Source organism: Kitasatospora sp. NPDC004615 (genome assembly GCF_042873545.1).
GTDB lineage: Bacteria > Actinomycetota > Actinomycetes > Streptomycetales > Streptomycetaceae > Kitasatospora.
The window spans coordinates 34,987-52,901 of record NZ_JBIALQ010000003.1; the positions used below are offsets into that span (position 1 = coordinate 34,987).

At 69.0% G+C, this 17,915-nt stretch carries 15 protein-coding genes and 1 tRNA gene; 7 read left to right on the forward strand and 9 right to left on the reverse strand.

The annotated features are described in order from the left end of the window. Nucleotides 1-42: 42 nt before the first annotated feature. From ACFYS8_RS11205 to ACFYS8_RS11215, 3 genes are read left to right on the forward strand one after another with little or no spacing between them, the layout of a single operon-like run. The gene (locus ACFYS8_RS11205) at nt 43-2,826 is read left to right on the forward strand and encodes a Z1 domain-containing protein (protein WP_387638997.1); all 2,784 of its coding nucleotides are present in this window, start codon (nt 43-45) and stop codon (nt 2,824-2,826) included. Then, nucleotides 2,823-3,833 carry a PD-(D/E)XK motif protein gene (locus ACFYS8_RS11210; protein ID WP_387638998.1) on the forward strand — a complete coding sequence of 337 codons (1,011 nt, stop codon included), beginning with the start codon at nt 2,823-2,825 and terminating at the stop codon, nt 3,831-3,833. The genes ACFYS8_RS11205 and ACFYS8_RS11210 overlap by 4 nt, the downstream gene beginning before the upstream one ends. Next, on the forward strand, nt 3,826-5,835 hold the full coding sequence (locus tag ACFYS8_RS11215) for an AIPR family protein (protein ID WP_387639001.1): 2,010 nt from the start codon (nt 3,826-3,828) through the stop codon (nt 5,833-5,835). Before ACFYS8_RS11210 ends, ACFYS8_RS11215 begins: the two co-directional genes overlap by 8 nt. A 20-nt stretch (nt 5,836-5,855) precedes the next feature. Here the strand turns inward: ACFYS8_RS11215 and ACFYS8_RS11220 are convergent, their stop codons facing one another. Further along, nucleotides 5,856-6,044, reverse strand: coding sequence for a hypothetical protein (locus ACFYS8_RS11220; protein WP_387639004.1), 189 nt, complete (start codon nt 6,042-6,044; stop codon nt 5,856-5,858). A gap of 192 nt (nt 6,045-6,236) precedes the next feature. Here ACFYS8_RS11220 and ACFYS8_RS11225 point away from each other — a divergent pair, with 192 nt between their 5' ends. Further along, nucleotides 6,237-6,578, forward strand: coding sequence for a hypothetical protein (locus tag ACFYS8_RS11225; RefSeq protein WP_387639007.1), 342 nt, complete (start codon nt 6,237-6,239; stop codon nt 6,576-6,578). Here the strand turns inward: ACFYS8_RS11225 and dcm are convergent. Next, nucleotides 6,529-8,469: a DNA (cytosine-5-)-methyltransferase gene (gene dcm / locus ACFYS8_RS11230; RefSeq protein ID WP_387639010.1), complete on the reverse strand. Its 1,941-nt coding sequence runs from the start codon at nt 8,467-8,469 to the stop codon at nt 6,529-6,531. The genes ACFYS8_RS11225 and dcm overlap by 50 nt on opposite strands. Before the next feature lie 753 nt (nt 8,470-9,222). After that, nucleotides 9,223-10,089, reverse strand: coding sequence for a class I SAM-dependent methyltransferase (locus ACFYS8_RS11235; RefSeq protein ID WP_387639013.1), 867 nt, complete (start codon nt 10,087-10,089; stop codon nt 9,223-9,225). A gap of 179 nt (nt 10,090-10,268) precedes the next feature. On the opposite strand from ACFYS8_RS11235, the gene ACFYS8_RS11240 reads away from it, so the two are divergent. The 3 genes from ACFYS8_RS11240 to ACFYS8_RS11250 are packed head-to-tail and all read left to right on the forward strand — an operon-like array spanning nt 10,269 to nt 11,965. Continuing rightward, nucleotides 10,269-10,523, forward strand: a complete 255-nt coding sequence (locus tag ACFYS8_RS11240; RefSeq protein ID WP_387639015.1) for a hypothetical protein — start codon at nt 10,269-10,271, stop codon at nt 10,521-10,523. After that, complete coding sequence (gene proS, locus ACFYS8_RS11245; protein ID WP_387639018.1) at nt 10,523-11,668, forward strand: proline--tRNA ligase; 1,146 nt, start codon at nt 10,523-10,525, stop codon at nt 11,666-11,668. Before ACFYS8_RS11240 ends, proS begins: the two co-directional genes overlap by 1 nt. 12 nt (nt 11,669-11,680) lie before the next feature. After that, nucleotides 11,681-11,965 carry a His/Gly/Thr/Pro-type tRNA ligase C-terminal domain-containing protein gene (locus ACFYS8_RS11250; protein WP_387639021.1) on the forward strand — a complete coding sequence of 95 codons (285 nt, stop codon included), beginning with the start codon at nt 11,681-11,683 and terminating at the stop codon, nt 11,963-11,965. A gap of 12 nt (nt 11,966-11,977) precedes the next feature. Here the strand turns inward: ACFYS8_RS11250 and ACFYS8_RS11255 are convergent, their stop codons facing one another. The 6 genes from ACFYS8_RS11255 to ACFYS8_RS11280 all read right to left on the reverse strand — a co-directional run bounded on the left by ACFYS8_RS11255 (nt 11,978) and on the right by ACFYS8_RS11280 (nt 17,844). Beyond that, nucleotides 11,978-12,463: a PIG-L deacetylase family protein gene (locus ACFYS8_RS11255; protein WP_387639024.1), complete on the reverse strand. Its 486-nt coding sequence runs from the start codon at nt 12,461-12,463 to the stop codon at nt 11,978-11,980. A gap of 74 nt (nt 12,464-12,537) precedes the next feature. After that, nucleotides 12,538-12,611 (reverse strand) — tRNA-Thr (locus ACFYS8_RS11260). A gap of 107 nt (nt 12,612-12,718) precedes the next feature. Continuing rightward, on the reverse strand, nt 12,719-13,372 hold the full coding sequence (gene leuE, locus ACFYS8_RS11265) for a leucine efflux protein LeuE (protein ID WP_387640677.1): 654 nt from the start codon (nt 13,370-13,372) through the stop codon (nt 12,719-12,721). 180 nt (nt 13,373-13,552) lie between these two features. Continuing rightward, the gene (locus ACFYS8_RS11270) at nt 13,553-15,139 is read right to left on the reverse strand and encodes an alpha/beta hydrolase (protein WP_387639027.1); all 1,587 of its coding nucleotides are present in this window, start codon (nt 15,137-15,139) and stop codon (nt 13,553-13,555) included. Between the two features lie 172 nt (nt 15,140-15,311). Beyond that, nucleotides 15,312-16,379, reverse strand: coding sequence for a hypothetical protein (locus ACFYS8_RS11275; RefSeq protein WP_387639030.1), 1,068 nt, complete (start codon nt 16,377-16,379; stop codon nt 15,312-15,314). A gap of 259 nt (nt 16,380-16,638) precedes the next feature. Next, a complete protein-coding gene (locus ACFYS8_RS11280) occupies nt 16,639-17,844 on the reverse strand; it encodes a DNA polymerase III subunit delta' (RefSeq protein ID WP_387639033.1) in 1,206 nt (401 codons plus the stop codon). Between the last annotated feature and the right edge of the window lie 71 nt (nt 17,845-17,915).

A 17,915-nucleotide genomic window follows, 5' to 3' on the forward strand; every position in this document is an offset into this window, starting at 1 on the left:
CTAGCCTGCCCCCAACCGTTTCCGCCCAGCCGGAGGTCCGCTGTGAGTTCCAGCCCCGAGGACTCTCTTGAGTCCCTTGCCAAGGCCCGTCGCCTGGTTCTCGCGCTACTGTCGCAGGACCGTCAGCCGACACCAGCCGAGGTTCAGAACGCGGTCACCGTCATCTTCGGGATGCTGGCTGGCCAGGGCGAGGTCCTTGACCGGGACCAGCTGGCCAAGGAGATCGAGGTCCTGACTGCGGTGTTCCAGGAGGGCTCGTCCGGGCTGGAGAGCAGCAGCGGACACGAGCCATGGCTACCGGAGGCCAAGAACGACCGTTCCTGGGACTTCTGGGAGCGCTACCGCCGGTATTTGGAGGACGTCAGCAGCCTTCCCCCGCTCGTCGTACGTCGGTTGGACCAGAGCACGGACGACGTCCTGAGCCAGCTTGAGGACCCGCGCCGTGTCGGCTCATGGCGCCGGACCGGGCTCGTGATCGGCCAGGTCCAGTCGGGTAAGACCGGGCAGTACATCGGACTCGCTGCGAAGGCCGTGGACGCGGGATACCAGTTCGTGGTGATCCTCGCTGGCATTCACAACGACCTCCGGAGCCAGACCCAGCTGCGCGTCGACGAGGGGCTGCTCGGCTTCGATACCCAGCACCAGCAGCGGTCCAACCAGAACGGCAAGTCCCGCCTCATGGGCGCCGGCCGTATGCCCGGTGCCAAGAAGCTCGACATCGCGTCGCCCACCAACAGCTCGGAGAAGGGTGACTTCGGCCGACAGGCGGCGAACGCCGTCAACTTCCCGCTCGGTCGGTTTCCCGTGGTTCTCGTCATCAAGAAGCACTGGAAGATCCTCGAGTACCTGCGTACGTGGGTGACCGAGGTCCAGGGAACCGAGGACGAGACGGGGAACAAGGTCGTACGCGACATCCCACTGTTCGTCATCGACGACGAGGCGGACAACGCCTCCATCAACACCGAGCGCGATCCTGACGCGGATCCCACCAAGACCAACGGTGCGATCCGCGAACTCATGCAGAGCTTCGAGAAGTCGGCGTACGTCGGGTACACCGCCACCCCCTTCGCCAACATCTACATCGACCCCGACGTCGACCACGCCGAACTCGGCGCCGACCTCTTTCCCGACAGCTTCATCCGCACCTTGCCGTCTCCGACGAACTACCTCGGCCCAGAGCGGGTGTTCGGGCTCAAGGTCGACGCCGACGACGAGGAGGATGTGCCCCCGCTTCCGCTCGTACGCCCCGTGGAAGACGCGGAGAACTGGATTCCCAGCAAGCACAAGTCCTCCTACACGCCCTCCGACGACCTTCCTCCGTCCCTCCGCGAAGCAATTGCCTCCTTCGTGCTCGCCAGTGCGGCTCGAAGGGCACGGGGGCAGGTGAAGGTCCACAACTCGATGCTGGTGCACGTCACCCGCTTCACCGCGGTCCAGGGGATGGTCAAGGACCAAGTGGACGACCATCTGCGCCTCCTGGTGGACTCCCTCCGCGACCGGTACGGACAGGCTCCGCAGCGCATGGCAGAGCTTCAGGCCCTGTGGGAGCGGGACTTCGTCCAGACCACGGGCCACTTCACGGCGGACGAGGCACAGCGTCTCACTTGGGAGGAGGTGTCCACTCAGCTCCTGCCCGCACTACGCAAGATCGTGGTCAAGACGGTGAACGGCACCTCAAGAGACGCTCTTGACTACTACGAGCATCGGAGGGCGGGCCTCTCCGTCATCGCGGTCGGCGGCCAGAAGCTCTCCCGAGGGCTCACCCTGGATGGCCTGACCGTCAGTTACTACCTGCGTACGTCCAGCACGTACGACACCCTGCTTCAGATGGGCCGCTGGTTCGGGTACCGGCCTGGGCACGAGGATCTCTGCCGCCTCTACACCACTCCCGACCTGCAAGCCAAGTACATCGAGGTGACCGCCGCGACGGACGAACTGCGTCGTGAGGTGGAGGAGATGGCTGCCGTGGGCCTCACGCCTCGGCTCTTCGGCCTGAAAGTGCGCGCCTCATCACTGGGCCTCGCGGTCACGGCGGCCAACAAGATGCGTCAAGGCACGAAGGTGATGCTCAGCTACTCCGGTGAAGGGCCGGAGACGGTGATCTTCAATGTGGCCGACGGGGTCGTGGAGCACAACCTCAAGGTCCTCGGAGACTTCGTCCGGAGGCTCGACGGTCTCACGACTGCCAATCAGAAGAAGCCAGGCGCCAGCGTGGTGTGGGAACGGGTGCCCTCCGACGCCATCGTCGACTTCCTCTCGGGCTATGAGACCGATCGCATGGCACAGCGGGTCCGCCCCAGGCTCATTGCCAAGTACATCGAACAGTGCATGGCTGTTGGCGAGCTTCCGCAGTGGACGGTGCGATTGGTCGGCAAGCGGACCACGAAGGACGGGCAGAACGTCGCTGGCTACAGCGTAGGGCCTGTGGAGCGTACAGCGCTCAACGCCGTCAGGAGCGAGGGCCGCTACACGATTCGCCGGCTGCTCAGTCCACCCGACGAGTACCGTGATCTGGACGAAACGCAGGTGGAGGCCGCGAAGGAGAGGACGAAGGAGGCTGCGGCGCGCAAGAAGCGTGAGAAGGTCCCCCAGTCTCCTTCAGGCGAGCAGATCCGCTGGCAACGCCGAACCGACCAGGCGCAGCTGCTCATCTACCTGATCGAGCGCCCGGCAACCGAGGACGATTCAGCGCAGCCGCCGCTGGTGGGCTTCCAGTTGAGTTTCCCGCGTTCCGAGCGCCAGTCCGACACCGAGTACGTCGTCAACAGCATCTGGCAGAAGGAGGGCCTTGACGCCTTCGAAGACGACGAGGAGGACGGGGAGTGACCATCACCGAGGCTGAGTGGCATGACCTGGAGGCACCCCAGGACGCTCCCGGTCGATCCAGGATACGCCTGCATCCGGATGCGCCGGTGGACGTCTTTCTCTCGGTCTCCCACCCGGCACGGCAGCGCATGCTCGTTCTCAGGGCCGACGCCCGCTCGGCGGAGCACATTGTTCGATCCGTGAGCAGGCTGCCCCGTGCGGCCGGTCTCGAGATGAGCCTGAGCGCTGTGTCGCGTCTCGAGTACGAGCTCCAGGTGGTCCTGACTGCCAACGAGTTGCGGGAGGTGTTCAACCCGCTCGTCGCCGACGTCGCCGACACGGTCCGGGATGCCCCGGGGGCTGCAGCCGCTCTGACGGCAGCCGTGGAGAGGTTCGAGCGGTGGCAGGACCTCCTGCGCGCCGTGGGCAGGGACGGTCTCGGTCCCGAGGCCCGCCGGGGACTCGTCGGCGAGCTCCTGGTGCTGCACGACCACATCTTGCCCGTCGTCGCAGCAGATGCGGCCGTCGAGGCATGGACAGGACCGAGTGGGGCCAACCAGGACTTCCAGCTGCCGGGGGTCGCGGTGGAGACGAAAGCGAGCACCGCCAAGCAGCCCCGGAGCATCCGAATCGCAAGCGAGCGCCAGCTGGACGACACCGGAACGCCCTCGCTCCTGCTGTCGTTGGCCATGCTCGACGAACGCCGGGGCGGTTCGGGAGAGAGCCTGAACCGCTTGGTCGATCGGATACGGGACCGCCTCACCAGCCCTGCCGTGCGTGCCGCCTTCGACGGCCGACTCGTGCAGGCCGGCTACCTTCCTGGACAGCGTGACCTGTACGACGAGCCCCGCTACGCGCTCCGTGACCTGCGCTTCTGGCACGTACGAGAGAACTTCCCGAGAATCGTGGAGGCGGATCTTCCCGATGGTGTCGGAGACTGCACGTATCACGTGAGCACCTCGGGGCTGGATCAGCACCGCGCCAGCACCGACGAGGTGACTGCACTGATCGGGGGAACCGATGCCTGAGCTCGACCTGTCCCAGTATTCCCGCGACCTCGTCGCGGACGTCCAAGCGACCGCCGACGCCGAGGGGACCACCACCCCGGAAACGTTCACACGGCGGGTATTCGAGGACTTGGAGCAGGCCGGCATCGCGTCCAACACGTTCACCGCGTATCACGGTGCACATGGGCACCTGGTTCACGGGTACGGAATAGGTGACTCAGGGGAGTGCCTCGACCTCTTCGTCACGGACTTCGAGCTGGACCCCCTGCAGTCAAAGCTGACGAAGGGGCAAACCGAGACCGCGTTCAAACGGCTCCTCACGTTCGTCCGGCGCTGCCGGGACGGACTGCGCCAGCACATCGACGAGTCCTTCGACGTTTACGACATGTGTGCGGCGGTGGAGAAGGCGCTCACCGAGGTGCAGCGGATACGGCTCTTCCTCCTCAGCAACCGTGTCGGCACGGGCACTGTGGTCCCGCCCACCGACTTCGACGGGCTCCCCGTGACCCACGAGGTCTGGGACTTGGCGCGACTGCACCGCCACGCGACCTCCGGCAGCATCAGCGAGCCCATCGTGGTTTCGTTCGACCCTCCACTGTCCTGCGTCTCGGCGCCCAGCAGTGAGCCGGACCACTCGGTGACCCTGGCGGTTATCCCCGGTCAGAGACTGGCCGCGCTGTACGGGGAGTACGGCACGAGGCTGCTCGAACTGAACGTCCGTTCCTTCCTGCAGGCCCGTGGGTCGGTCAACCGCGGTATCCGGGAGACTCTGCTGAACTCTCCAGGCAGGTTCCTGGCATACAACAACGGCATCACTGCGACCGCCTCACAGGTCGAATTCGCCTGCGGTCCGGACGGCAGGCCGACGGGCATCTCCCGGGTGCACGGGCTCCAAGTGGTGAACGGCGGTCAGACGACGGCCTCGCTGCACTACGCGTCCAGCCGCGACAAGGCAGACCTGTCACAGGTGATGGTGCAGATGAAGCTGACCGAGGTCTCTCCGGAACGGCTCTCGGAGATCGTCCCGATGATCTCCGAGTACTCCAACACGCAGAACCGTGTGACGTTGGTCGACTTCAGCTCGAACCACGAGTACCACGTGGCCGTCCAGCGGATCACCAGGTCCCTGTGGGCGCCGGCGACTGACGGCAGCGGTCAGGAGACCCACTGGTTCTACGAGCGGGCTCGCGGCCAGTACACCGACGAGGTGGCCAAGGCCCGGACTCCCGCGAAGCAGCGCACGTTCAAGAAGCTCAACCCGACAAAGCAGAAGTTCACCAAGGCGGACCTCGCAAAGTACGTGAACTCCTGGAACCACCTTCCTTTCCAGGTTAGCCGTGGTGCGCAGAAGAACTTCGCCGTGTTCATGGACCAGATCGGTGAGGCGCCGCCTCGCGTCGACATCCAGTACTGCCAGCGCGTGATCGCCATGACCATCCTCTTCAAGGCGGTAGACCGCATCGCCGCGAACCACGAGGCTGGCAGCTATAAGAGCATGATCACGACGTACGCCATGGCCCGCCTGTCGCTCGCGACGGAGCAGCGCATCGACCTCGACAGGATCTGGCGGGAGCAGCAGATCTCCCCAGTCCTCGAGGCCGCGATCGATGACCTCTGCCCCAGGGTCATGAGGGCGGTGACCAGGCCGCGTGAGGGCAACCACGTGGGCGAATGGGCCAAGAAGGCCGTCTGCTGGGACGCTGTCTCCCGCGTGGCCTGGTCCGTGCCTCGGGACCTGGCGGCGGAGCTGCGTGACCGTCCGCTGGACGATCAGGCACTCGCTGGAGGCTCGGAGGGCGCCACAGGAGCGGGCGACGAGTTGGCTTCGATCCCCGCGGACGAGTGGTTCGCCATAGAACGCTGGGCGAAGGAGACACACAACCTCGACCCCTCGCAGCGCCAGCTCACCCAGTACGTCGGCCGGCGGCTCGAACTCGACCAGGCGATCCCCGAGGCACAGGCGGTACAGGCACTGCACGCTCGGAACGAGGCACTGTCCCTCGGGTTCCTTCCCGGCCCGTAGGCTCGACCCCTTGTCGGCCCTCAGAGCTCCCCACGTTCGAGTAGATCCCTTATGGCGTCCTCGGCGCGGCGGAGCACGATCCGCCCATTTCCGTCGCTGAAGGCGAGGAGGTCCGCCCCGGGGGCGATACCCGCCTCCGCGAGCAGACCGATCGGGAGCTCGACCAGACCCTGGTCGTCGACACGGAGCTCTGCAGGTTCCCGAAGCATGGGATGAGTGGGCCCCCCTCAACGCTCGTAGGGCTGACGACGGGCAGGCCGGAGGCATGACACGACGTGACGACGCAGAGTTGAGTCAGCACCCGAACAACCACCTGCGCGGCGCACGAGCAACACCGAGCCGGAGATGGCCCTCCGGTCGGCTGTCCACAAACTCGGCCCAGGTTCCGTCTACAGCGCAAGGTGGCTGCTCGTTGCACTGCGGACTTCGTCCTACCCAGGTACAGCGTGGCAGTGTTCGTCGACGGGTACTTCTGGCACGGTTGTCCTGTTCACGGTCCGAAGTCGTTCCGCAGCCCCAACGCCTCGCTGTGGGCACCGAAGATCGAGTCGAACAAGCAGAGGGACCGCCGCAACACCGAGGCCGCCGAAGCGGCTGACTGGATCGTCGTACGTGTCTGGGAGTGCGAGATCCGGAAGAACGCGGAACACGCCGCGCTCAGCGTGGCTCAGCAGTGCAACCGGCCTCGCGAGCCTAAGCCGGCACGGTCTCCCGACCGTGAGTCCGACTCATCGCGTCCGTGAACAGGTCGCTCGAGACGCTGTCTCTGGCAACGCAGTACTTGCTCAAGGGGCATTCGTCGCAGAGCGGCTCCTTGGCTCTGCAGACACTGCTCCCTATAAGGCGAAGCGCTGCCATACGCAGAGGCGCTTCCTCACCGGCCCCAACCAGCTTCACCAAGTCGACGCGGCCATCGCTGAGCCTGTTCGTGCGGTCCGAATCGCTACCGTGCAGACGGGCGGCGACGCGCAGCGCTCCCTGCCCCACCCACAGGAGGTCGTCACCGACGAGCAACTGGTAGAGCCTCGCCTCGGCTGGCTTGAGGTCCAGTTGCTCGCGGACCTTCTCTTCGTCACCCCAGACAGCCGATTTACCGACCAACGTCGCAAGCCGGTCAACCCGCTTCCTCGCCGCCTCGGTGGGTGCCGCCGCGGCGAGGGCCGTGAGCGCGGACTTGCTCAGACTCGTCCGCCCCCTCACAACCTTGACTATCCCGGCCAGCTGTGTCGGCTGCATCTTCGTCCCGGACAGTATGGCCACCACGGCTGCCTGCAACCCGGACATCTGCTCACCTGGAAGCTGGTACCAGTGCTCCGACTCGCGCTGGCCTTCGGCCCAAGCCGTCAGGTCCATTCGCACCGTACGCCATCGCGGCTGGAGTCCACCCTCGGGTGGCTGCTCGTCACTCACGGGCAGCAGCGCTTCGGCTGCGGCCTCACCGAGGAGTGGCGGCACCGCGTTACCGATCTGACGGAAGGCGTCACTGCGCGTGCCGGCGAAACGGAACCGGTCCGGGAAGGTCTGCACCCGTGCTGCCTCCCGCACGGTGAGCGTGCGCGGCTGGTCCGGGTGGATGTACCAGTAGCCGTCCTTGGCGATGTGGGCGGTGATCGACCTGCTGAGGTCCGACCAGTCGAGCTTTTTGTACTTGTCCGTGAAGTGGTCGGCCTTGTAGCGCTGCAGGTCCGGGGAAATCTCCGAGTACAGGGTCTTGGAGTCCATGCTGGAGAAGATCTCCCAGTCATCCTTCCGGACCCGTCGGGTCATGTGGTCCCAGACTTGGTCCTTGCGGGCCCACTTGCGCATGTCCTGCGCGAACTTGGAGGGCTTGGACGGGCTGGTGTATGGCAGCACACGCTGCCCAACACGCTCCGTGGCTACGACAGGCAGGGCAGGAAGGTCACCGATGGCGTCCTGGAGTGTGGTCCGGTTCTCCTGGTCCAGCTCTTGGCGCCACTCGAACCGCTCGACGTCGTTCCTCGCTAGGAGGATCAGACGCTTCCTGTGCTGGGGAACGCCGTAACGCCACGCGTCGACCAAGCGCACCTGCGTTGCGTAGCCGAGGTCCTCCAGCTGTTCCTCGATGGTGCGCACCACGAAGAAGTCGTCGCCGAGGCCCATGTCAGGCACGTTCTCCATGAGGACTGCACGCGGCCGGAGACGCTTAACGACGTCGAGATAGGCGCTCCACAGTTCCTTGCGGCGATCGTGGGGGTCACGCCCGTGATGCTCCACGAGACTGCGGATCTTGCTCCTGCCGGCCCTGCTGAACGGCTGACAGGGAGGGCCGCCTGCCACCAGGTCGATCTTGGCTGGTTCCAACAGCTCCACGAGGCGGTCGCGCTCGTCAGGGTTGCCCAGGTCCATCTTGAGGCTCATACCCGGGAAATTCGCTGCGTGCGTCTGAAGGGCTCGCTCGTCGAAGTCGACTGCGGCTGCGACCGTCCACTTGGCTCGCTCCAGCCCCAGGCTCAGTCCGCCCGCCCCGGAGAAGAGGTCGACGGCCAGACGCTTGCCGCTGCCGAAGCCGTTGAGCCACTTGACGAAGTTCTCGGGCTTGCAGCTGTTCCTGTGGCGCTTGAGTTCCAGGCAGTCGCTCCGCTCCAGAGGCACCCCGTAGTGCTGCTTGCGCACAGTGCGAACCTCCGTATGACGAGACGAACGAGCACCAGGAGATCACACATCTTCCGGCAGGATCAAGTGATCTGCTGTCTACCTCGGAGAACAACGTCGATCACTGCCTCCGAGGGCCCGCGGACGCTGCGCACTTGCCGTTGTCCGGCGCAACGCCAAAGGGGTGCCCAGCCGGAGATTGTACTGTGCGCCGCCGACAAGATCATCCAGGGGGCCCGATATGACGTGCCACATCATTAAGTCGGAAGATCGCATGCCTGGCAGACCGATGGACCAAGTGCTGACGGCCACAGGCCTGGCCATCTGGCGCGAGTCTCGCGCGCCCCGAGGCGCCGCAGTTGCCCACGCCGCCCTGAGTCTTCGACGATACCCCCACGGCGCGCGCCCCCGATCGTGTCCGTCATGCCCGGACCAACGACCGCTGGACCCTCCCGTTCCGGGGCGATGGCGCACGAAGACCTCGGAACGTATCGCGTTGTTGCCCGAGATCAAGGGAAACTGCGGTGGCAACGACATCCCTCACGCCGGACAAGCGGACGGGGCCAGCGGCGCCAGACGCCCCCAGTTGTTGATCTCCTTCCCACTCCATCACACCGTCCGCCTGATCCACGCCATCGAACTTCTCGGCGAGGCCCGCGCCATGGTGGGTGTCCCGTCCAACATCGGACTCAATCTCAATTCCACGCCAAGCTCGGAACCGGGACATGGTGTCGGATGCCGTGAGGCCGCTCGACCTGGCGGATGCCAGGCTCCTCAGCTTGGGCTGCGCCGGTGTAGAGCTAAGAGAATGTGGGTGCCACCGTCGCGCGCACCGAGGCTTGCGCAGGCCTCGGCCTCGTAGGCGAGGAAGCGTTCCCAGAGCCGAGGGCGGCCCTCGATGCTGGCGAGGACGGTTGGGTCTTCGAGGCTTGCCCAGTTGCTTGCCGATCCGGCGAGGATCTCGCCGCCGCACTCGGTGACGAGGGCGGTGAGCTGTTCCCAGGTGAACATGCGGCAGACGTGGGCCATGCCGGGTACGTGGCGGAGGTCACCGGTACGGACGACGGCGTCAGTGATGTCGGTGCCGTGGCGGACGGCAAGCTGGGCAGATCCGGGAAGGCGCGCTCGCCAGCTGCCCCAGAGGGACATGACCGAGGCGACGACGACGCCGTCGGGCTTCACGACGCGGAGGAGGCCGGCGAGGGCTTGGCGCTCTTGGTCGAAGGCGTACGAGAGTGGGCCGCCGTAGGCGAGGACCAGGTCGAACGATGCGTCGGGGAAGCGGCTGGTGTCTCGGATGTCGAGTGCGTGGCGGGCTTCGACGGCACGCTCGTGCCCAGCGGCGGTGACGTTGGCTTCGTTCAGGTGAAGTTGGACGGGTGAGATGTCGGTGACGACGATGCGGGCGCCGTGTTCGGCAAGCACCGTGGTGAAGCGGCCGAGACCGGCCCCGATCTCCAAAATGTGCTGATCTACCGTCAGGTATGGTTCCAGGAAACGACGGTGGATTTCGAAGGACACTCGACCCGCGACGCCCTTGGCGAGCCGGCCGTGCTCTTCCTCGCCGAAGGCGTCGTAGTAGCGGCGGATGGCGTCGACGGACTGATCGCTGTCTGGCGTCTCGTCCGGTGTGCCGGTCACCTGTCTCCGTCCGCGCCGTTTCGGCAATGTGGCTCCGCGCGCCGACCTCTGACCTGGGCTTCTCAAAACAGCGCGATTCGGGCAGCGCTCCGCCACTAGACTGCGGTCCCCGTCGTGATGCCGGCGAGAGCGCCGCCGCGACACTCCGCAGTTTCACCGAGAGGACGGTCTCCGGTCCTATGCGTTGGTCTCAGCTGTACGTGCCCACTCTCCGGGAGGACCCGGCGGACGCGGATGCGGTGAGCCACCGCCTGCTGGTGAGAGGAGGGTTCGTCCGGCAGCTGATGGCCGGCCACTACTCCCTGCTGCCGCTGGCGGTGCGCGTCCGCGCCAAGATCGTGGAGATCATCCGCGAGGAGATGACCGCCATCGGTGCGCAGGAGTTCGTCCTGCCCGCCCTGCACCCGGCGGAGATCTGGCAGCGCAGGAGGTGATGGGCGAGGAGATGTTCCGGCTGAAGGACCGCAAGGGTGCGGACCTGGCGCTGGGCATGACGCACGAGGAGATCTTCACCGTCCTGTCGCAGGAGCTGAAGTCGTACCGGGACCTGCCGCAGATGTGGTTCCAGTTCCAGACCAAGTTCCGCGACGAGGCCCGCCCGAAGAGCGGTCTGCTGCGGGTGCGCGAGTTCACGATGAAGGACTCGTACAGCTTCGACGTGGAGGCCGGCGGTCTCGACCGTTCCTTCGACCTGCACAAGGCCGCCTACGAGCGGATCTTCGCCCGCCTCGGGCTGTCGGCGATCCCGGTGCAGGCGTCCAGCGGCAGCATGGGTGGCAGCGCGTCGGTGGAGTTCATGAGCCCGTCGAACGCCGGCGAGGACCTGGTTGTCCGCTGCCCCGGCTGCGACTACGCCGCGAACACTGAGAGGGCGACCTCCGCACTGCCCACCGTGGTGGACGGCCCGGGCCTGGACGCCCCCGAGCGGTTCGACACCCCGAACGCGCGCACCATCGAGGAACTGTCCGTCCAGCACGGCGTCCCGGCCGAGCGGCAGATCAAGACGCTCGTGTACGTGGTCAACGACCGGCTGACCCTGATCCTGGTCCGCGGCGACCACGCCCTGGTCGAGCAGAAGCTCATCGACACCCTCGCCGCCAAGGCGGTGCGGCACGCGACTGCCGAGGAAATCCAGGCGGCCCTCGGTGCTTCCCCCGGCAGCCTGGGCGCGGTCGGCGTCACCGAGCTGCCCGTCCTCGCGGACGAGGCCCTGCGCGGCCGTACCGACATGACCACCGGCGCCAACGCCGACGGTGTCCACCTGCGCGGTGTGTCGGTCGAGCGGGACATCGCGGTGCAGCAGTGGGCGGACCTGCGCGAGGTGTCCGCCGGCGAGCCCTGCCCGCAGTGCGGCACGCCGCTGGAGGTGGTGGTCACGATCGAGGTGGGCCACATCTTCAAGCTCGGCCGCAAATACACCGAGACCCTCGGGGTGACCGTGCTCGGGCGGGACGGCGAGCGCGTCACACCGATCATGGGCAGCTACGGCATTGGCGTGGAGCGGGCGTTGGCATCCATCGTGGAGACGCACCACGACGACAAGGGCATCATCTGGCCGGTCGCGGTCGCCCCGTTCTAGGTGGCCGTCGTCATGCTCGGCACCAGCGACGAGAAGGTGGCCGAGGCCGCCGAAGGCCTGTACCGGCAGCTGCGGGGCGAGCGGGCAGACGTGCTGCTCGACGACCGCGACGAACGGCCCGGTGTGAAGTTCCGCGACGTCGAGCTGATCGGCATCCCGTACCGGATCACGGTCGGCGCCCGCGGCCTGGCCGACGGCACGGTCGAGGTCACCACCCGGGCCACCGGCGAGACCCAGTCCGTGCCGGTGGCCGAGGCGGTGGAACACGTCCGCAAGCTGCTGACCGCCGCTGCGTGACGTGCTGGCGCGTCAGCCGGACGCCCGGTGGAACGCCTCGGTGAGAAGCGTCTCCGGGTAGCAGCGAAGGATCTTCGCGACGCTGCGCGCCTGGGTCTCGTAGTGGCCCATGGCGCGCAGCTTCACTTCCAGCGCGTCGCCCATCGGCATCCGCAGGGTCGCCGGCAGCCGCGTCGCCTCGACCTGGCCGGGATCGAGGAAACCGGGCCTGGCCGGCTCGGTGTATGGGGTCGTGCTGGTCACCAGGAGCACGTCCGGGCCGGCGGCGTAGCGGTCGAGCGCGGCCAGGGCGATCCGATGTGCGGCTCGGTGGTCCGGGTGGCCGTTCATTCCGTTGGGCGGGAACGCCACCACGCGTGCGGGCTTCCAACGGCGCAGTGCTTCCAGAACGAGGGTTGTCCCGGTGGCCTCGTGGTCGGCGAAGCCACCGTCAGGCAGGTCGTGCACCTCGGCGCGGGTGACTCCGAGCGCCTCGGTGGCGGCGATCTCGTAGCGCATCGCTGACGCCTGCCCACACGCCAGGAAACAGCAAAAGACCCAGGTCACGGGCTATGTGACCTGGGCCTTCTCCGAGCCGCCTGCGGGATTCGAACCCGCGACCTACGCATTACGAGTGCGTTGCTCTGGCCAACTGAGCTAAGGCGGCACCGCTGCCGGGAGAGACCGGGCTGGTGGGCCCAGGGTCGCATTGGCAACGCGGGTCAGTCTACACAGTTTCCGGGGGTGGTCCGTACGCGGTGCTGGGTGGGCGGGTCAGGCGGAGGAGACGGCGAGCTTCGCGGCGAAGCCGGCGAAGAGGACGGCGACGGAGGAGGTGAGGCCGGCGGAGAGGCGCTTGCGGCGGCGGAAGGCGTTGGCGAGGGAGGTGCCGGCGAAGATCAGGAGGGAGAGGTAGAGGAAGGAGAAGGTCTGCAGGACGCTGCCGAGCAGGGCGAAGGAGAGGGCGGGCGCGCCGTAGCCGGCGTCCACGAACTGGGTGAAGAAGGAGAGCAGGAAGAGGATCGCCTTGGGGTTGAGCAGGCTTATGACCAGCGCGCGGCGGAACGGCCGCTCGGTGTCCTCGTCGGTGGGGTCGGCGGCGGAGGCGGTGGAGACGGCCGACCGCTCGCGCCACATCTGCCGGGCGGCGCGCAGCATGCCGAGGCCGATCCACAGCAGGTAGGCCGCGCCGCCGAACTTGACCACGGCGAAGACGGCGGGGTTGGCGCGCAGCAGGGAGGCCGCGCCGAGCGAGGTGAGGCTTATCAGGGTGAGGTCGCCGAGGAAGACGCCGCAGGCGGCGCGGTAGCCGGTGCGGACACCCTTGCGGGCGGCGACGGAGAGCACGTAGAGGGAGTTGGGTCCGGGCAGCAGGACGATGACCAGTGCGCCGAGGACGTAGGTGGTCAGGTCGTGGACGCCGAGCACTGCGGTCTCCAAGGTGTCCGGGAGGCAGGAACGCCGAAGGGGCTGCGCCATGTTAGCTCCAGCCCCTTCAGTCACATACGTCCCTGACAGAACCGTCCGTCATCCGGACAAAACGAACCCCGGCAGCGGATCGAGGACGGATCCGAGGACGGATCCCGCGACGGCTCCCGACAGGCCGCGTCAGTCCTTGCAGACCTTCCCGTTGTCGGGCGCCGCCCCGCCGAGCAGGTACCGGTTCACCGCGTCGTCGATGCAGGTGTTGTGCCGCCCGTACGCGGTGTGCCCGTCGCCGTCGTAGCTGAGCAGCCGCCCGGACTCCAGCTGCCCGGCCAGGGACTTGGCCCAGGCGTAGGGGGTGGCGGGGTCGCGGGTGGTGCCGACCACGACGATCGGGTCGGCACCGGCCGCGCGGACGGTGTGCGGGGCGCCGGTGGGCTTGACCGGCCAGTACGCGCAGCTGAGCGCCATCCAGGCCATGTCGCGGCCGAAGTGCGGCGCGGCCTTCTCGAAGTCCGGGAGTGCGGCGGTGACGGCCGCCGGGTCGGTGAACGAGGCCGGCAGGTCGAGGCAGTTGACGGCCATGTTGGCGTACATCAGGTTTTCGTACGAGCCGTCCTCGGAGCGGCTGTAGTACTCGTCGGCGAGCCGCAGCAGCCCGCTGCCGTTGCCGCCCTGCGCGGTGGCCAGGGCCGTGCGCAGGTGCGGCCACAGGGCCTCGGTGTACATCGCCTCGGCGACGCCGGTGAGCGCCTGGGCCTCGGTGAGCGGGCGGTTGGTGTCGGTGGGCATCGGCTGCGCGTCGAGCTTCTTGAACAGCGCGGTGAGCTGGTCGCCGGCCTCCTGCTCGGTGTGGCCGACGGGGCAGTCGTCGCGCTTGACGCAGTCCTTGGCGAACGCCGTCCACGCGGTCTCGAAGCCGCCGGCCTGGGTGAGGTTGCCGGTGCGGGCGTCCAGCGACGGGTCCATCGCGCCGTCCAGCACCACCTTGCCGACCTTGCTCGGGAACAGCCCCGCGTACGTGGCGCCGAGGAAGGTGCCGTACGACTTGCCGACGTAGTGGAGCTTCTGGTCGCCGACCAGTGCCCGCAGCATGTCCATGTCCCGGGCCGCCTCGACGGTGGAGACGTGGGCGAGCAGTTCACCGGCCCGGGCCGAGCAGCCCGCCGCGAACTCCTTGTCGACGGCCACCAGGGCGTCGATCTCGGACCGGTCGTCGGGGGTGATGTCGGCGGCCGCGTAGGCGTCCATCCGGTCGTCGGCGAGGCAGGTCACCGGCGCGGACTTGCCGACGCCGCGCGGGTCGAAGCCGACCAGGTCGTAGCTCGCCCGCACCCCGGGGTCGTAGCGCGACGCGATGGCCTGCACGTACTCGGTCGCCGAGCCGCCGGGGCCGCCGGGGTTGAGCATCAGCGAGCCCAGCCGGTGCGCCTTGTCGGTGGCGGGCTTGCGGATCGCGGACAGTTCCACGTCGTGGCCGTCGCCGGGGTGGGCGTAGTCCAGCGGCACCTTGAAGGTGGTGCACTCGAAGTCCGTGGTGCACGGCTTCCAGTTCAGCTGCTGCGCGTAGTAGGGCGCGAGGCCGGCCGGCAGGTCGGTGGGCAGCGGCTCCAGCGGGGTGGCGCCGTTCGCGGGAGCCGGGGCGGGCTGGCCGGGCGGGCCGCCCGCCGTGGGTGCCGGGTGGCCCGAGGTGCAGCCCGCCAGCAGCAGGGACGCGGCGGCGGCCAGCGCGGCGGCGGGCACGAGCCGGCGGGGTCGGGCGACTCTCATGAACGTGGGTCCTCTCCCCTGGAAGCGGGCCGACCCGGGAGCCGACCGTCCCGGCCGTCGCCGGAACACCCGAGCCTAGCGGCCGCAACCACCGCACCCGGGACGCCGCCCGGCCGCCACCTCGCTCGGCCGCCGGGCCCAAAATCCGATCACCACACTGACCAAATGCCCCTCAGGGCTTCGGCAGCTGCTCCGCCAGGTACTGCACCGCGACCCGCACCAACCGCATCCGTTCCCCGTCCGCCGAGAAGTCCTGGACGATGTCGGAGATCCGCACCTCCGCCCGCACCCCGGCGTCCCGCAGCGCCTCCCGCACCGCCCGGGCGGACTCCAGCCCGCCCGAGTCCCGCCTGGCCGCGGCCAGCAGCAGCCGCGCCGACGACCCGGCCGGCGCCTCGCCCGCGGCGCTCGCCAGCGCCCGCCCGTCGTACTGGCCGGACACCGCCGCGGCCGCCCCGTACAGGTCGGGTCTGGTCAGTCCGGCCGCAACCGCGCAGGGGGCGCCGTCGTCCACGCCCAGCACGGCCCAGCTGTCGGGGCCGGCCGGCCGGGTGCGGAAGACCGCGCCGACGGCCGCCCGCAGTGCCGCGTCGTCCGCGACCGCCTGCGGGGCGGCGGCCACCAGGTCGCAGGGGTGGCCGGTGCCGCTCGGGGCCTCGGGGGCGACCAGCACGAACGGGCGGGCCCTGCCCAGCTCGACGGCCGACGCCACGCCGTCGAACACGCCCGGCACGTCCTCGTCGGCGGTCCGCCCGGCCGTCCCGGAGTGCACCACGATCACCGGGAACCGGGCCGCCGGCTCCTCCTTGTACTCGGCGGGCAACCACACCCGCACCGCCCGCGGCCGCCCGTCCGGGCCGGGCACCTCGCCCTGCAGCAACTCGCCGCCCGCCGGACGGCTCACGTTGCTGAACAACGCCGGCACCGCCGGAGCCGACACCGGAGCCGACACCGGGGGCGCCGCCGGGACGGACCGCTCCGCGACGACCACCGCCCCCGCCTGCCGTACCGCCACCCGGCCGAAGTCCACCCCCGGCAGCACCGCCACCCCGAGCGCGCTCACGCACATCAGGCACACCACCGCCGCCCCGGCCCGCACCAGCACCGGCCGCGCCTCCGCCGCCAGCTCGTACGTCTGCGCGGCCCGCAGGTCCCGCCAGCGCGACATCGCCGACCGGGCCAGCCAACCGCCCGCCACCGCAGCCACCAGCAACAACAGGAAGAGGAGCGATCGGGGCATGGGGGACGCACCACCTCGGGGAAGGACCGGCCGGACGCGGGCGCGTGGCCAGTGCACAGGGTGCAAGACCGCGCGCCCGCGGACCGCCGGGCGGTACGGGCGACTCCCCACCTTCACTCGAACGAGCTAACGGCAACGGCCCCCGAAGCCTTCAGCCCATGGCCACGGCAACCGAGGCCATGGCCACGGCAACCGAGCCCGTCGCCACGGCAACCGAGCCCGTGGTCACGGCAACCGGCCCCACGGCCACCACAGCAGCTCAGCCGGCCCGCAGCGCCACCGTCATCGCCTCGACCGCCAGCAGCGGGTCGACGTTCCGGTACAGCGCCCGCCGGCAGGCCAGCACCGCCTCCATCCGGCGCAGCGTGTTCTCCGCCGCGCCCTCGCCGGCCACCCGCTGCACGGCCGTCCGCTGGTCCTCGTTGGCCAGCGCTCCGCCCGAGCCCAGTTGGATCGCCAGCACGTCCCGGTAGAAGCCCAGCAGGTCGCCGAGCGCCACGCCCAGCGTCTCCCGGCGGGTCCGGGTGGCCCGGCTCTTCTGCCGCTTCTCCAGATCCTTCACCGCGCCCGCCATGCCGCGCGGCGCCCGGCTGCCCTCGGCCGCGCCGTACGCGGCCCGCAGGTCGTCGGTCTCCTTGGCGTCCTGGGTCTCGGCCAGCGCCTCGGCGTCCGCCTTCGCGGTGTCGACCAGCCGCTGCGCGGCGGCCAGGCAGCCACCCAGGTCCGCGACCTCCAGCGGGATCCGCAGCACCTCGGCACGGCGGGCCCGGGCCTGCTCGTCCACCGCGAGCCGCCGGGACCGGTCGATGTCGCCCTGCCCGGCCAGCGCGGCCAGCCGGGCCGCCTCGGGCTCGACGCCGTCTCGCTGGACCAGCATGTCGGCGACGGCCTCCGCGGGGGGCGTGCGCAGCACCAGCAGCCGGCAGCGCGAGCGGATGGTCGGCAGCACGTCCTGCACGGACGGCGCGCACAGCAGCCACACCGTCCGCGGCGACGGCTCCTCGACGCCCTTCAGCAGCGCGTTCGCGGCCGCTTCGGTGAGGCGGTGCGCGGCGTCCACCAGGATCACCGACCAGCGGCCACCGGTCGGGTAGCTCGATGCCCGCAGCACCAGGTCGCGCATGTCGCCGACGCCGATCGACAGGCCGTCGGTCCGCACCTGCTTGACGTCGGCGTGGCTGCCGGAGAGCACGGTGTGGCAGCCGTCGCAGAACCCGCAGCCGGGCGTCCCGCCCAGGTCCAGGTCCGGGCTGGTGCACTGGAGGGCCGCCGCGAAGGCCCGGGCGGCCGTCACCTGCCCCGCGCCGGGCGGTCCGGTGAACAGCCAGGCGTGCGTCATCAGCGAGGCGTTGCCCTCGGGGGCTTCCCCGCGGCCCGCCAGCACGGAGGCCCGGGCCGCCCGCGCGGCCGCCTGCAACTGTTCGACCACCCGGTCCTGTCCGACCAGGTCGTCCCACACACTCACGCCGCGCTCCTCCTCGCCCACACCGACCCGACGAGCCTAACGCCGCGCGGAGACACCGACGGCGACGCGGA

Coding starts and splice junctions, on each gene's coding strand:
- ACFYS8_RS11215 (WP_387639001.1), top strand. CDS start 3,826: ATGCCTGAGCTCGACCTGTCCCAGTATTCCCGCGACCTCGTCGCGGAC.
- ACFYS8_RS11220 (WP_387639004.1), bottom strand. CDS start 6,044: ATGCTTCGGGAACCTGCAGAGCTCCGTGTCGACGACCAGGGTCTGGTC.
- ACFYS8_RS11240 (WP_387639015.1), top strand. CDS start 10,269: ATGCGTTGGTCTCAGCTGTACGTGCCCACTCTCCGGGAGGACCCGGCG.
- proS (WP_387639018.1), top strand. CDS start 10,523: ATGGGCGAGGAGATGTTCCGGCTGAAGGACCGCAAGGGTGCGGACCTG.
- ACFYS8_RS11250 (WP_387639021.1), top strand. CDS start 11,681: ATGCTCGGCACCAGCGACGAGAAGGTGGCCGAGGCCGCCGAAGGCCTG.
- ACFYS8_RS11255 (WP_387639024.1), bottom strand. CDS start 12,463: ATGCGCTACGAGATCGCCGCCACCGAGGCGCTCGGAGTCACCCGCGCC.
- ACFYS8_RS11270 (WP_387639027.1), bottom strand. CDS start 15,139: ATGAGAGTCGCCCGACCCCGCCGGCTCGTGCCCGCCGCCGCGCTGGCC.
- ACFYS8_RS11275 (WP_387639030.1), bottom strand. CDS start 16,379: ATGCCCCGATCGCTCCTCTTCCTGTTGTTGCTGGTGGCTGCGGTGGCG.